The sequence below is a fragment of the Caloramator sp. ALD01 genome (genome assembly GCF_000472625.1).
Lineage (GTDB): Bacteria > Bacillota > Clostridia > Clostridiales > Caloramatoraceae > Thermobrachium > Thermobrachium proteoclasticum.
On the sequence record NZ_AXAA01000004.1, the window covers coordinates 1 to 15,229 of the forward strand.

15 protein-coding genes are annotated in these 15,229 nt (G+C 32.7%); 2 read left to right on the plus strand and 13 right to left on the minus strand.

Annotation, left to right across the window (positions count from 1 at the left end; all coding sequences use genetic code 11):
• The first annotated feature begins 299 nt into the window (after nt 1–299).
• Complete coding sequence (locus A3M9_RS0102765; RefSeq protein ID WP_242826174.1) at nt 300–1,283, plus strand: cell wall metabolism sensor histidine kinase WalK; 984 nt, start codon at nt 300–302, stop codon at nt 1,281–1,283.
• Nucleotides 1,284–1,365: 82 nt separating this feature from the next.
• On the plus strand, nt 1,366–1,863 hold the full coding sequence (locus A3M9_RS0102770; protein WP_027307848.1) for a hypothetical protein: 498 nt from the start codon (nt 1,366–1,368) through the stop codon (nt 1,861–1,863).
• Nucleotides 1,864–1,908: 45 nt separating this feature from the next.
• Here A3M9_RS0102770 and A3M9_RS0102775 read toward each other — a convergent pair whose 3' ends face one another.
• The 13 genes from A3M9_RS0102775 to A3M9_RS0102835 form a co-directional block, all read right to left on the minus strand.
• Nucleotides 1,909–2,592, minus strand: a complete 684-nt coding sequence (locus tag A3M9_RS0102775) for a PHP domain-containing protein (protein WP_027307849.1) — start codon at nt 2,590–2,592, stop codon at nt 1,909–1,911.
• Between the two features lie 2 nt (nt 2,593–2,594).
• Complete coding sequence (locus A3M9_RS0102780; protein WP_027307850.1) at nt 2,595–2,927, minus strand: DRTGG domain-containing protein; 333 nt, start codon at nt 2,925–2,927, stop codon at nt 2,595–2,597.
• Nucleotides 2,917–4,161: a [Fe-Fe] hydrogenase large subunit C-terminal domain-containing protein gene (locus tag A3M9_RS13055; RefSeq protein ID WP_035165717.1), complete on the minus strand. Its 1,245-nt coding sequence runs from the start codon at nt 4,159–4,161 to the stop codon at nt 2,917–2,919. Before A3M9_RS13055 ends, A3M9_RS0102780 begins: the two co-directional genes overlap by 11 nt.
• Before the next feature lie 9 nt (nt 4,162–4,170).
• On the minus strand, nt 4,171–4,596 hold the full coding sequence (locus A3M9_RS0102790) for an anti-sigma regulatory factor (protein ID WP_027307851.1): 426 nt from the start codon (nt 4,594–4,596) through the stop codon (nt 4,171–4,173).
• On the minus strand, nt 4,596–4,946 hold the full coding sequence (locus tag A3M9_RS0102795; RefSeq protein ID WP_027307852.1) for a DRTGG domain-containing protein: 351 nt from the start codon (nt 4,944–4,946) through the stop codon (nt 4,596–4,598). Before A3M9_RS0102795 ends, A3M9_RS0102790 begins: the two co-directional genes overlap by 1 nt.
• Before the next feature lie 119 nt (nt 4,947–5,065).
• Entirely contained in the window at nt 5,066–5,632 is a 567-nt protein-coding gene (locus A3M9_RS0102800) for a class I SAM-dependent methyltransferase (protein ID WP_027307853.1), read from the minus strand.
• Between the two features lie 18 nt (nt 5,633–5,650).
• Nucleotides 5,651–6,931, minus strand: a complete 1,281-nt coding sequence (locus tag A3M9_RS0102805; protein WP_027307854.1) for a bifunctional diguanylate cyclase/phosphodiesterase — start codon at nt 6,929–6,931, stop codon at nt 5,651–5,653.
• Nucleotides 6,932–7,397: 466 nt separating this feature from the next.
• A complete protein-coding gene (locus A3M9_RS0102810; protein ID WP_027307855.1) occupies nt 7,398–9,098 on the minus strand; it encodes a methyl-accepting chemotaxis protein in 1,701 nt (566 codons plus the stop codon).
• A 264-nt stretch (nt 9,099–9,362) separates the two neighbouring features.
• Nucleotides 9,363–10,553: a [FeFe] hydrogenase H-cluster maturation GTPase HydF gene (gene hydF, locus A3M9_RS0102815; RefSeq protein ID WP_027307856.1), complete on the minus strand. Its 1,191-nt coding sequence runs from the start codon at nt 10,551–10,553 to the stop codon at nt 9,363–9,365.
• 10 nt (nt 10,554–10,563) lie between these two features.
• Entirely contained in the window at nt 10,564–11,979 is a 1,416-nt protein-coding gene (gene hydG, locus A3M9_RS0102820; protein WP_027307857.1) for a [FeFe] hydrogenase H-cluster radical SAM maturase HydG, read from the minus strand.
• A gap of 11 nt (nt 11,980–11,990) precedes the next feature.
• The gene (hydE, locus tag A3M9_RS0102825; RefSeq protein WP_027307858.1) at nt 11,991–13,022 is read right to left on the minus strand and encodes a [FeFe] hydrogenase H-cluster radical SAM maturase HydE; all 1,032 of its coding nucleotides are present in this window, start codon (nt 13,020–13,022) and stop codon (nt 11,991–11,993) included.
• An 8-nt stretch (nt 13,023–13,030) separates the two neighbouring features.
• Nucleotides 13,031–13,276 (minus strand): TM1266 family iron-only hydrogenase system putative regulator, encoded by a 246-nt coding sequence (locus tag A3M9_RS0102830; protein ID WP_027307859.1) that lies wholly within the window; start codon nt 13,274–13,276, stop codon nt 13,031–13,033.
• Nucleotides 13,277–13,490: 214 nt separating this feature from the next.
• Nucleotides 13,491–15,227, minus strand: coding sequence for an NADH-dependent [FeFe] hydrogenase, group A6 (locus A3M9_RS0102835; RefSeq protein ID WP_027307860.1), 1,737 nt, complete (start codon nt 15,225–15,227; stop codon nt 13,491–13,493).
• Nucleotides 15,228–15,229: the final 2 nt, after the last annotated feature.

Below are 15,229 nucleotides of genomic sequence, written 5' to 3' on the forward strand. Positions count from 1 at the left end.
TAAAGGATTCCACATAAGAAAAAGTTGCTACAGAAGTAACTTTGGTATCATTAAATTTTGCTTTCATGTTTAAAAATCTAATTTTCCTCTTTAAATTTTTTTGATTTTGTTGTAAACTATTCATAGAAATCACCCTTTTGTGTTTTGGTTTTGCAATTATATTTTAACACTAAAAAGGGATGATTTCTTTTAATTTTTTTGAACAAAAAATTCTTTAATTTCAATGCCTTTCGGCATCACTTGCCGAATTCAAGTTTAATATAGAAAATCAAATAACAAGTAAAGAAGCAATCGATGCATTGTTAAAGGGAGAACCAATAAAGTTTGAAACCAGATTGGTAAACAGATTAAATGAAGAGTACTTCCTTGAACTAAACATAATGCCTATATTAGATAACACTCTTTTAGATAGAATATTCATTTATGCAAAGGATATAACCGATTCTAAAAAACTTGAAGAGAGCAGGAGGAAAATTAAAGAGCTTGAGGAATACGAAAATATACGTTCAGAGTTCTTTGCTAATATATCCCACGAATTTAGAACTCCTTTAAATATCATTTTAGGTTCGATACAGCTTTTAGAATTATACCTTAAGAAAAACAAAATTATTGATGACAATGATACTCTATACAAATATAACAAATCTATAAAACAAAACTGTTTTAGGCTATTAAGGCTTGTTAATAACCTAATAGATATAACAAAAGTAAATGCTGGATATATGCAACTTAACCTATGCGTATGCAATATAGTATCTTTAATTGAAGACATAGTTCAATCTGTTGCCGATTATATTAATTCAAAAAATATTGAAATTATATTCGATACTGATATAGAAGAAAAATATATAAAATGTGACAAAGATAAGATTGAAAGAATAATACTAAATCTGCTCTCTAATGCAATTAAGTTTACACCCGAGAATGGTAAAATAATTGTAAATATAAGGGATTTAGAAGAATACACTTGCATTTCTGTTAAGGATACTGGAATCGGCATACCTCTTGATAAACAGGATATAATTTTTGAAAGATTTAGCCAGGTAAATAAGTCTCTATCAAGGGAACGCGAAGGAAGTGGGCTTGGTCTTAATATTGTTAAATCATTTATTGAAATGCACGGGGGAGAAATTAAATTAATAAGTGAAGAAGGAAAAGGTAGTGAATTTATAATTTTACTGCCAAATAACTTAGATAAAGAGGTAAATTGTGAAATAGGTACAATAAGTAATTTTAATAATGTTGAGAGAATTTCAATTGAATTTTCTGATATTTATTTTTAATTTCTCTCACATTTTTTTATTTTATTGAATATATATATAGTATGCCGCATTTTTTAAACAAATGTAAATGGGAGGGGTTAAGATGGAAGTTGATTTGAATGTTAATGATTTAACAATCCTGTCTGCAAAATATATAGACAGTGAACTATATTCACTTACAAACAAAATTTACTCTAACATAAACATAAATAAATATATTGGAAATGGTTTTAACATATTTTCTGCTAAATACTTAAATAATATGTCCTCAATTAAAAGTAGCACAATAATTGAAAACTTTTATAACGACAAGTATTTCTTCTTCAGGTCTGATATAAAGAATATCGAAAAGGAAGTAAATAAAATTGTTGATAGCTGGATTGAGGAATATTTTAAAAATAAAACCGAAAATATAAATGCATCTATAAACAAAATTATAAACATAATAAAAGCAAATAATAATTACCAAGTAAATTATAGAATCAATAGAAATAATAAATTACACGATATAAATAAATTCTACTATGACTTAACCATAGGTAAAATAACCAACGATATAAACTCAATTTTGATAAATAGACTTAACTATCATAAGAAATAAAAGATGCCACCCAGAGAAGGTGGCATTTCTATAATATGGATAATGTCACAATTCACCTGGGTGGCACTCTATATAGTTTTCCCTTTCTGATATTTGGCCTAAATTGTGGGCATCTGAATTCTTAATAAGTATATAGGTGTTTTTTAATAATTTACTATTAATTAGTTTATTGATTTTTTCATAACTTGAATATTCTAACGTCTTTATATCTAAATAATCTGGAATAAAGCCTAAGTTTGATATTATGCTATAGGTATCCTTATCTATATGTGCTGGTATAAATTGTCCTCCTAACTCCTTTACCCTATAAAAAGCCTCGTCTATTGTTATGTCAGCAGAATTTAGCAGCAATTTCTCCTCATACCCTACTATCTCATCATTTTCATTAAATATTATCTGATTTCCAAATATATCTGGTTTATTTTTTATGTTGGGCAATCTGTTATAAACAAATTCTTGGAAGTAAAGTGCTGAATCTAAATCCTTAAAAAGGCACAGAACGTGAACTTCCTCTTTAGTCTGAAGCTCCATACCTGGTATAACCAACATTCCTACCTTTTCTGCTACCTTTAAACAGGCCTCAACATTTTTACAGCTGTTGTGATCTGTTATAGCAATAACATCAAGTTCCTTTATTTTTGCCATATTTACTATGTTATTAGGAGTCATATCATCATCTGCACAAGGAGAAAGCCCTGTGTGTATGTGAAAATCATAATAGAGTTTCATATTTATACACCTAACTTATTTAATTCAATACATATTTCATATGCATTTAAATTGGATTGAAGTACTGGTATTTTTTCATCATTAGCTTTATTTAAAGTTGCTTCTTCAACCTCTATATTTTCTGGAATTATTACACAGGAAAACTCTAAAAGGGTTGCAACCGCAATAACGTTTGGATGTATTTGAACTGTAATCCAAGCATTATTTTGCTTTCCGTGGGACATAACCCAGCTTAAAAGGTCGCAGGTATAAACTCCCTTAACTTCTCTATCAAGTCCATCTCCTCCAGCTAAAACCTTAAGATTTAGGGCATCAACTATATCTTTAACCTTCATTATTAAAACCTCCTTCATTTAAAAATTTGCAGTCCTTTAAGCTTGCAAGCCCCTTTGCAACGTCCTCAGCAAAGGCCTTACAAGAGGGAGATCCACAAAGACCACAGTCAGTTCCTGGAAGCATATTTATTATTTTGTTCATACTTTTTATCATTTTAACCGCACTTTCAAAGTTTGTAGAAATCTTTTGAGTATCCCTATGCTCACTGCTTTCTTCATCACTTACTAATTTGCTTTCGATATCGGAAAAATCGTGTATTTTATAGGTAAAATCAATCTTACTATTTAAATCCTTTGTTATTCTTTCTGCATTATATGGGTTTTCTACAAGCAATAGTCCTCCTACACATCCATTTGGACAGGCCATTGCTTCTATATAATCTATATCATCTAATCTTCCATTTTCAACATCATTTAATACCTTTATAACATTCTTTATACCATCTACAGAAATTGAATTTTCTATACCAATCGCTTCACATTGTCCTCCAGAGTATGCCCACATCAGCCCAGTTCTTGAAATAATAGAATTTTTATCTTCAGCCCTTCCTTTTATATGCTTTAACAATTTAGGATATATATCGCTTATTGGTATTGCACCATTTATTCTTATATTTTCATTTTTAGATATTTCGCTTATCTTAGTAACCCAACTTGGACAAGGTGTTAAAAAGAATATTCCTACATCTTCGTTTTTATATCCCATTTCCTTATATTTCTCTCTAATTATAAGAGCTGAGATTTCAATTGGTGTTAGCATTTTTACTAAATGGCCTACTAAACTTGGATATTCAGTCTCAACAAGTCTTACAACTGTTGGACACAATGTAGAAATTGCAGGTTTTTCTACCCTTTCTAAATCCTTTTTTAATGTCTCAGATGCAATGTCACAGGAGAAGGTAATGTCAAATACCTCATCAAATCCAAGCTTTAAAAGCCCCTCATTTATAACATCAGGCTCTACATTCTTGCCAAATTGTGAATATAAGGTAACAGATGGTATTGCTATTTTCTTCTTATACCTTTGTATATCATCTAATGAATTTTTTATAGAAATATGAGCCCCATATGGGCAAACCTTTATACATTCACCACAATCTATACATTTTTCGTTATATATTACAGCCTTACCACCCTTTACTCTTATAGCTTCAACTGGGCAATTCATCATACATTTAGTACATCCTATGCACTTTTCAGAAATCAAAGCAACTGAATGGAATAGTTGTTTCATATTATCACCTTAATTAAAATAAATTATAATCTTTATTTCTGTAAATTTCCCCACCTCTGACTTTATATAAAATTCGTCACTGCTTCTTTTTATATTAGGAAGACCCATTCCTCCTCCAAATCCCATCTCTCGTGCAACATCCGATGCAGTTGAATAACCCTCCTGCATCGCAAGTTCAATATTAGGAATACCTGGTCCATAATCATAGGCAGTAATTTCAATTTTATCATTATATATTTTAGCCTCAATATAGCCTCCAACACTGTGAATCACAATATTCATTTCTGCCTCATAACAGGCAACACAAATTCTCTTTACAATATCACTTCTTACACCAAGCTGGTTTAACAGCTTTTTAAGATTACTGGAGGCCTCTCCTCCTCTAATAAAATCACCACTAACTACATCATATTTAACAGAAAGTAACTCCTCCATTAGTCCTTGTCAACTCCTTTTAATCCGTTACTATAAAGTATACCACAGGTTGTAAACATAGTATGACGTGTTGCAAGTATGCAAATTCCCTTCTCCTTTGCAAGCTCAACTATTGTTTCATCTGGTCTTTTATTCCTTACAAAAATAATGCATTTAATGTCGAGCATCTCAGCTGTCCTTATTGTTTGAATATTGGTTAGCCCTGTAATAAGAATTGTATCTTTGCAAGTAAGTGCCAAAACATCGCTCATTAAATCTGAACCAAAGGCACATACAGTTTCCATCGAGAGCATCTCTTCATTGCATAAAATTTCCGCACTTATCAACTCTTTAATTCTGCTTAATTTCATATATACATTCCCCCGTTATAAGATATATATTAATATTATAATTTTTCCGAAAATTTTTCAATGTTATTTTTTTGATAAACTAAAAAAGCATCAACCATTTAAGGTTAATGCTATAAAATTTACTTCTCAAATATCAATCCATAATGGTGTTCAGATACATCAATTTCCAAAACAAACTTCAATCCTTCTTCCTCAAACCATTTTATAACTTCTTCTTGAGATATTCTATGGTTAGCTGGTGGACCGTAATTTGTTTCTCTCTTCCTCCACTCTATTACAAAAACCCTACCGCCAATTTTTAATACTCTTTTTATCTCATTAATATACCTACTTTTATCTTGTATTTCGTGCAATACATTTGACAGCAGAACATAATCAGAAATGCTATCTCCTACAGGAAAAGAATACTCCTCACACTTTTTATACTCTATGTTTTCTATACCTAAAGACCTTTCCCTCGCAAATTCTATCATTTCATCTAATATATCAATCCCAATAACCTTACTCTTTGTTAGTATTTTTGCTGCAGGTATTGTAAAGTAACCTATTCCGCATCCTATATCTAAAAGTGTTCCTTCTCCATTTTGTTTTAGTCCAAACTTCTCTAACGTCTTAAATGGAGGCATATATTTTCTTCTTGTAGGATTATCAAGTTTTTGAGCATTCTTTGGATCAAATTTATGCATATAATACACTCCTTAATTCTAATTTTTAAGTAGTATTTCTCCTAATCTATCTATTGGAAGTGCCTTTGCTATATAATAGCCCTGTATTTTATCACATCCTAAATCTCTTAATGCCTCAAACTGTTCTTTAGTCTCTACCCCTTCTGCCACAACCTCATAGTTAAAATAGTGGCAAACCTCAATAAACTTTTTAGCTAAATAATAGTATTTGTCTTCAACTAATATTTTATCTATAAACATTTTATCGAGTTTCACCTCATCAAAGGGGAAAATCATAAGGTTTCTAATAGATGAATATCCTGAACCAAAATCATCAAAGGAAATCTTTATTCCCTTTTGCTTTGCATACCTTACACTTTCTATTATCTCTAATTTGTTGGATAAAAGTGCTGTCTCTGTAATTTCAATTTTAATATATTCTGGTGAAACAGAATTTTGTTTTAAAACATTTAATAATCGTTCAATATATTGATGAGATAATGTTTCAGCAGAAACATTTAAATTAAGTTGTATCTTTATTCCCTTATCTAAAATTGATTTTAAATCCTTAACTGCTCTTTTTAATACAAATTCATCTAAATCTCTTATATAACCAGCCTCTTCAATTATTGGTATGAACTTTGCTGGTGATACAGGGCCTAATATACTACTATTCCACCTAACCAATGACTCTATGTCTGTTATTTTGTTTTCCTTTGTAGAGTAAATAGGCTGATAATAGGCACATATTTCATTTTGCTTCATTGCATTATATACATTATTAACAACCTTTGTTTTTTCAATTATTCTCTCCTCAAGATCCTTTGTAAACTTTATAATAAGGGACTTTGAGATATTTTTTGCCTCATGTAGTGCAATGTCTGCCTTTCTAACAGCCTCTAAAACAGATTCATTTCTAAAGGGCTTATATAAACCTGCACTTATTGATACAGAAACCTTTATATCATTGACATATATACTATTTTTTATTTCATCTTTAATATTCTCAAGTAGATTCAGAGCATATTCTTCCCCTACTTTTTCAAATATAATAACAAAATCATCACCTGAATACCTGTATATATTCCCAATACCTTGTAATTTAGACTTCATATATTCCGCAAATCTTTTTAGCAACAAATCTCCAAATAAATGACCATAGGTATCGTTTATTAGCTTAAAATTATCTATATCAACATATACAATAATATTTTCTTCTTTACACCTTTTATATATAAGGGATGTTCTATTTAAAAGGTTTGTAACACTATCTAAAACGTCTACTGTTTTCATTATTTTTACCTTTTTCCTAAACCCCATATTTGCCTCCATAATACTCAACAGATATATTTACAAATCCTTTAAATAATTTAATCTATATAAATTAAAATATAACATAAAATTACAATAATTTCTATATCGTATCATAAATTTTCAAAATTTTTATAATAAAGAGAGGGTCATACCCTCTAAGATTATTGACAAACCAACTTGTTAACTAAAGTATAAAAAAGCCCCATGAAAGGATTTTTAAGGCTCTTTCATGAGCTTTAACAATTCTTAGCTTTTCGACTTTGGAAAAGTCCGTAATTCGGCACAGGAGGTGCCGAGCCGAGCGGCCATCAGGACGATGGCATCGCGAGGGTAGGACTTTTCCAAACAAAGAAAAGCTTAGAATTGATTAGCGTAATGAACGAATGCCCAAGAAATCCTTCATGGGGCTAATCAATATATAACTTTTTCAACAGCCTGAGAGGGTCATACCCTCTCTTTTTAAATTTTAAATTTATATCTTGAAACTGTTAACAACATCCTTAAGCCCATCTGCCAATGCCAATAACTTTTCTGATGCTGACGCAACCTCTTCTGATGATGCTGAAAGCTCCTCTGAGGATGAACTTACCTCCTCAACAACTGATAGATTTTCAGTTGCTATTTGGTTAACAGATTCTATCTTGCTTACTGTTTCATCTTTATATTCTATCATTTCATCTACATACTCTGTTGTTGCGTTTATAAGAGGAGTTATATTTTCAACTGATGATAGTATATCCGTAAATGAGGAAACTGTTGCCTTAACTGATTCTTTTTGGTTATCTATAAACCTTTCAACATTATTTGATGTTTCTAATACTTCCTTTGTCTCTGCTTGAATCATATTAATTATGTTAACTATTTCATCCGTTGACTTTTTTGATTCCTCTGCAAGCTTTCTAACCTCATCTGCTACAACTGCAAAACCACGTCCTGCTTCACCTGCACGGGATGCCTCAATTGCTGCATTAAGTGCCAATAGATTTGTTTGTTCTGATATTCCCTTTATAACATCTGCAATGCTGCTTATATTATAAACAGAAGCATTTAAAGTATTTAACTTTTCTGCAACAGTATTAAAGGCAGCTCTTATATCTTCAATTGATAAAATTAACTTATCCATTTCATTCTTTCCAATTGATGCCTTCTGTTCAGCACTCTTAACTTCATCTTTTACACTATTTAACTTTACATAAGCCTCATCCATTGCATTAGATAATTTTTCAAAGGCAAGCATTATTTCATCTATGCTTGTTGATTGCTCCTGTGCACCACTTGCCACTTGCTCAACACTTGATGCAACCTGTTCAGATGATGCAGCCATCTCCTGCGAAACTGCAGTTAAACTATTTGCCTCCTCAAATAGATTTAATGAACTATCTGAAAGCTTTTTAACCATTTCCTTTAGAGTATTCATCATCTTATCAAGGCTATTAAACATATCTCCTACTTCATCACGTCTATATAATAACTTTTTATCTACTGTAACTTTGAAATCTAAATCTGAAACAGCATTTAGATTTTTATTTAGTTTTTCTATTGGTTTTATTACATTTCTTCTTATAATTAAATAAAAAGCAGTAGCCCCAAGTGAAAGAACTAATAAAGATATAGCAATTATTAAAATCATAGGAGTCTTGATTATTCCAAAAACATAACTTTCTGGATAACCTATAAAAATCATACCAATAGCTTTTCCTGTACTATCCTTTATGGGCTTATATATAGTAACATATTTTTTACCTACTACATCTGCAGTTCCATTATAGTTAGTTCCCTCTTTTAATACCTTATCTACTACATTTTGTGCAGCCTTTGTTCCAACCTGCCTCTGACCATCCTTTACAACTGTTGTATTTATTCTGGTATCATTTAAAAAAATTGTTACATCTGCCTTTGTGATATTCTTTATAGCATCAAGTATTTGATAATCTTCGTTAATAATCTTGTCTCCCTTATAAAGCTTCTCCCCTTCAACCCTCCAATCGCCTGCATACTGCCTATCTAAAAGTTCAACTATAAAATTTGAGTTTGACTCCAGCACATTATTTTGAATAACATTTTTAAACTGAAGGTAAACTATACACATTATTAAAAATACAAGTACAAAGGATAACAAAAAATATGTGGAAATAATCTTTGAACTAATGCTTTTTTTCCTAACAGACTGCATAATTTTCCTCCCCTCATATGACCTTTTCATCTCAAAGTTTTAGTTGGCTTTATTGGTTAATGTTTTAACATTTAGTTTAAGATTAACTCTTTAACCAATAACCAAACCTCTATCTTGAATATTTAAAATATCAATTTATGATATATTTTGATAAAATATATCATAATATTACATTTTTCGTAACTTACAACATTGTAACATAACGTTTAAATTCATACAATATATTTTTTACAATTTATAATAAATTTTAACAAATAAGGGATGCTAAATTAGCATCCCTGTCACTCTATCAAGTATTCCATTCATATATGCGATTGCTACACCATAGTTAGTAATTGGCACATTCTGCTCCCTTGCCCTTATTATCCTCGTCATCATCTGCTTTCTATTAAACATACACGCACCACAGTGGATTATAAGTTTATATTGAGTTAAATCTTCTGGAAAATCAACTCCTGCATTTACTGTTATATCAAGGTCTGCACCTGTTCTTTGTCTTAACCAATTTGGAAGCTTTTCACGTCCAATATCACCCTCAAGTGGATGGTGTGTACACGCCTCCGCAATCAGCACCTTATCTCCATCCTTTAATGTATCAATAGCCTTTGCACCTTCTATTAGTATTTTTAATTCTCCCTTATATCTTGCCATTAAAATTGAGAAGGAGGTTAGAGGTACATCCTTATCTAACATTCTATTTACCTTTTCAAAAACCTGTGAATCAGTTATAACTAAGTCTGGTTTTCTATTTAGTGCACTTAAAATATCAGTTAGTTCACTGTCCTTTACAGTTAGTGCTAGTGCATCATTGTCTAATATATCCCTTATAACCTGCACCTGTGGAAGTATTAGCCTTCCTTTAGGAGCTTGAATATCCTGTGGTGCAACTAAAACAACTAAATCCTTAGGCTTTACTACATCACCTAAAATTGTCTTTCTCTCATAATCCTCTGGTGCATACTGTTGTATTGCCTCTTTTAGTTTTCCAATGTTTATCTTAGCCTTTGCACTAACCTTAACAAAGGGTAAATCAAAATCCTTTTTAAGCTCCTCTACGTCTAAATCCTTAACGTCTATCTTATTTACAACTCCGATTGTAGGTATCTTTCTCTCCTTTAAAAGAGAATACCATTCCTTCTCCATTGATAGATCAGTGTTTTCTGCACTAAATACAAGTAGTGCAAGGTCTGTTTTATCCAAAACTTCCTTTGTCTTTTTAACTCTTAATTCTCCAACTTCTCCTTCATCATCAATACCGGCTGTGTCTATAATAACAACAGGACCAATTGGTAGAAGTTCCATAGCTTTATATACAGGGTCTGTTGTTGTTCCTGCATAATCTGACACGAGAGCTATTTCTTGACCAGTTATTGCATTTATAAGACTCGATTTTCCAGCATTTCTTCTCCCAAATATTGCAATGTGAAGCCTATTTGCCTTTGGTGTATCTAACATAGTATTCCTCCTAAAATCTTAAATCTCTTTCTCCCTTTTCTATTCTTTCAAGCATCTTTATTGTTGCTTCCCTTGCCCTCTCATTAGGAATTGTTTCAAGTTCTCTCTTTATTACTTCCTCTCCTAATTTTCTTGCCTCTTCATCACCATAATCAAGTAAAAACTCCTTTAGTGTAATTAGGGCATTTGGCTGACATACGTTGTTTATCTGCCCTGTTTTGGCAAGCCTCATAAATCTATCTCCAGTTCTTCCTTCTCTATAACAGGCTGTGCAGTAGCTTGGTATATATCCACCCCTTAATAGGCTCTTTATTATCTCAAGAGGTGAACGATGGTCTCCTACCTCAAATTGAGGTTTTTCATCATCGTGGTGTTCTCCCTTATAATACTCAACATATCCACCAACACCTGTACAGGAACCTGCACTTATTTGAGATATACCAAGTGCTATTACTTCATCCCTAAACTTTGGCTCTTCTCTTGTGGATAGAATCATTCCTGTATAAGGTAGAGAAAGTCTTAATATTGCTACAATCTTCTTAAAATCTTCATCTGATACTAAATAGGGGAACTTATCTAAGTCAACACCCTCTGCCTTTTTAAGCCTTGGAACAGAAACTGTATGAGGCCCTACTCCAAACTTTTCCTCAAGGTGCTGTGCGTGTAGCAGCATAGCAACAGTTTCATATTTATAGTCATAAAGTCCATATAATACTCCAAGTCCTACATCGTCAATTCCGCCCTCCATAGCTCTATCCATTGCTGTTGTATGATAGTCGTAGTTATGTTTTGGTCCCTTTTTATGCATCTTTTCATAGGTTTCTCTATGGTATGTTTCTTGGAATAGTATATATGTCCCAATTTCTGCTTCCTTTAATTTTCTATAGTTTTCAACGCTTGTTGCAGCAATATTTACATTAATTCTTCTTATACTTCCATTATCAAACTTAATTGAATATATTGTTCTTATACAGTCTAAGATATATTCAATCGGACAATTTTGAGGATCTTCTCCTGCCTCAAGGGCAAGTCTTTTATGTCCAAGTGACTCTAAAACCTTAACTTCCTCAATAAGTTCACTCATAGTTAACTTTTTTCTTTTAAATGAACAATTTGAATGCTTATATCCGCAGTATTCACATTCATTAACACAGTAGTTGCTTACATAAAGTGGTGCAAATAAAACTATTCTTCTGCCGTATATCCTTTCCTTTATCTCCTTTGCCATTTTAAACATCTTATCTAAAAGCCCTTTATCCTCAATGTTTAATAAAACAGCCGCCTCAAATGGAGTAAGTCCCTTTGCTCCCTTTGCCTTATCTAATATGCTTAAAACATATTCCCTATCCTCAGCCTTCTTTTTTGCTTCATCCAATATCTTAAAAATCTCATTATCATTTATAAATGTTTGCTTTATAGTTTCCATACTAAAACCTCCTAAATTTTGAGGGCATCGCCTCTACTATCTGAAATTTTAAGTCCTAAGCTCAACAGATAGTTTTCTAAATCCATCCTTTCTTCCCTTATACTTTTTTCAAACTTTATATCCTTTGGATAAATTTCATATAACCTTCTATACTTATGTGGCTCAACCTTTTGCATTATTACGTTGGCACCTGCGAAGAAGACTTTATCTTTGTATTTTGTATTTAATACTCCAAGTGCAGTTGTTGCAGGAAGGTGAGGTCTTTTTAAAAGTATTCTTGTCAGTGCTACAGCCTTTACTGTTAAAAATGCACTACCAGCATCATATTTTCCAAGTGGGGTGTCTTTATGGGGTATAAATGGCCCTATTCCTGCCATATCTACATCAAGTTCCTTAAGTAACATAATATCCTTTGCAACTGTTCTTAAGGTTTGCCCTGGAAGACCTATCATAAATCCACTTCCAACTTGGTAGCCTAACGTCTTTAAATTTTTTAAACATCCTATTCTGTTTTTAAAACTTGAATGTGGGTGAAGGCTATTGTATAATGATTCATCTGCTGTTTCGTGCTTCATTAAAAATCTGTCTGCCCCTTTTTCCTTTAGGTATTCATATTCTTCAAAGCTTCTCTCACCTATGCTTAAAGTGATTGCAACATCTGAATACTCCTTTATCCTCTCTACTATTTCACCTAAAATTTCCTTTGTATAATATAAATCCTCTCCAGACTGAAGCACTAAGCTTCTGTATCCCGCATCCACTGCTTCCTTTGCACATTCTATTATCTCATCCTTATCCATTCTGTATCTTGGAAGGCTTCTGTTACTACAACGTAAGCCACAGTAGTAGCAGTCGGCTCTACAGTAGCTTGAAAATTCTATTATTCCTCTTATGTGTACTTCATTTCCAAAATACCTCTTTTTTACCTCATCTGCAGCCTTAAATAAAACCTCTGCATCCTCTTCATTTAGAGAAAGTATCTTCTCCATTTCATCTAAAGTAGGTTCATATCCTTCAACTATCTTGTATATTAATTCCTTCATCCTATCACCTATTTCTTTGTTAATGCTGATTTTACACTTACACCCTTTACTTTTCCAAGCTTACCTGTCATTGCACTAATCTCATCTGTCGTTCCATCCACAATTAGTGAAATGACAGATACGCCTCTATCTCTATAGGGTATTCCCATTCTTCCCACTACTAAACTATTAAATTCGTGTAGGATTGAATTAACATCCTCTGCCCTTTCTAAATCCTCAACTACAATTGCAACAACTCCAAGCCTTTTTTCCATTTTTAAAAATCCTCCTTCTAAAGTAAAAATGCCCTCCAGCAAAAGCTGGAAGGCATAAAATGGCCATAGTTAGTCTATTTATATCCTTCCCCTCCTGCTCAGAATACTCCTTGCAATCAGGCTATATAACTTCATCCCCCAAAGCAGTAGAACCACTTTAGCGGATACCTTATTATTATTTTATCACACTAATGTAATTTACACAATATAGCAATTAGAATCTGTCTCTCTTTACATAGTGAGTATGAAGTAGTTCGTGTGCCTTATGGCTGTTTGGCTTTTCTAAGAACTCTTCATATAGTCTTATGATGTATGGGTTCTTATGTGACTTTCTTATTGGCATATCCTTATCTTCATCATAGATAGCCTTTGCTCTTTCTGCCTTAACATCTATACAAGCTTGAGTTCTTGAGTCTACTATTGGTTGTCCTCCACCTGTTACACATCCACCTGGACAAGCCATAACTTCTATAAAGTCATAGTGCTTTTCTCCACTCTTTACAAGTTCCATAAGCTCTCTTGCATTAGCAAGTCCGTGGGCAACAGCCGCTCTTATAGTCTTTCCGTTTGGTAGAGTAAGTTCAGCTTCTTTAATTCCTGTAGTTCCTCTTACTTGTACATAGTCTATTGATTCTAAATCTTGTCCTGAAAGTAGATCATATACTGTTCTGAGGGCTGCTTCCATAACTCCACCTGTAGCACCGAATATAACAGCTGCACCTGTTGATTCTCCAAGCGGATTATCAAATTCTTCATCTGGAAGCTTTGTAAAGTCTATTCCTGCTTCCTTTATCATTTGAGCAAGTTCTCTTGTTGTTAGTACATAGTCTACGTCTTGTAGATTTTCATTTGAAAGTTCTTCTCTTTGTCCTTCGAACTTCTTAGCAACACAAGGCATTATTGAAACAACCACTACATTCTTCTTGTCAACACCAAGTTTTTCAGCAAGGTAGTGCTTTATTAGTGCACCCTCCATTTCGTGAGGTGATTTACAAGTTGAAAGGTTTTCTATAAGTTCTGGATAGAAGTGTTCTACAAACTTAACCCATCCAGGACAGCAGCTTGTCATAAGTGGAAGGTTTTCTCCCTTTTCAAGTCTTGAAAGAAGTTCTGTTCCTTCTTCCATTATTGTAAGGTCTGCCGCAAAGTCTGTATCAAATACCTTATCAAATCCAAGTCTTCTTAATGCTGCTGCCATCTTTCCTGTAACTCTTGTACCAATTGGCATTCCAAACTCTTCACCAAGTGCAACTCTAACAGCTGGTGCAGTTTGAACTACAACAAACTTTTCAGGATCAGCAAGTGCCTTCCATACGTCCTTAATGTTTTCCTTTTCAGTTAGTGCACCAACTGGACAAGCCATTATACATTGTCCACAGTTTACACATACTGTTTCAGCTATATCTCTATCAAGTGCAGTTGATACTCTTGTGTTAAATCCTCTTCTTGAAAAATCTATTGCACCTACAGTTTGTACATTTTTACAAGTATTTATACATCTTCCACAAAGAACACACTTTTCTTGGTCTCTTACAAGTGATGGGGATGAATTATCTATTTCGTAGCTTAATCTTTCACCCTCAAATCTTATATCTCTTATGTTTAGTTCCTTTGAAAGTGTTTGAAGTTCACAGTTTTCACTTCTATTACAAGAAGTACATTCTCTCTTGTGGTTTGAAAGTAGAAGCTCAACAACTGTCTTTCTTGCTTCTCTTACCTTTTGAGTGTTTGTCTTAACTTCCATTCCATTTTCACAAGGCAGTGTACATGATGCTATAAGTCTTGGTCCAACTTCAACTACGCAAACTCTACAGCTTGATGTATGGCTAACACCCTTTAAGTAGCAAAGACTTGGAATGTTTATACCTACTTTTCTTGCCGCTTCAATTACAGTAGTCCCCTTTGGTACTTCTACTTCTATTCCATCTATAGTTAACTTTACCATTTCCATCG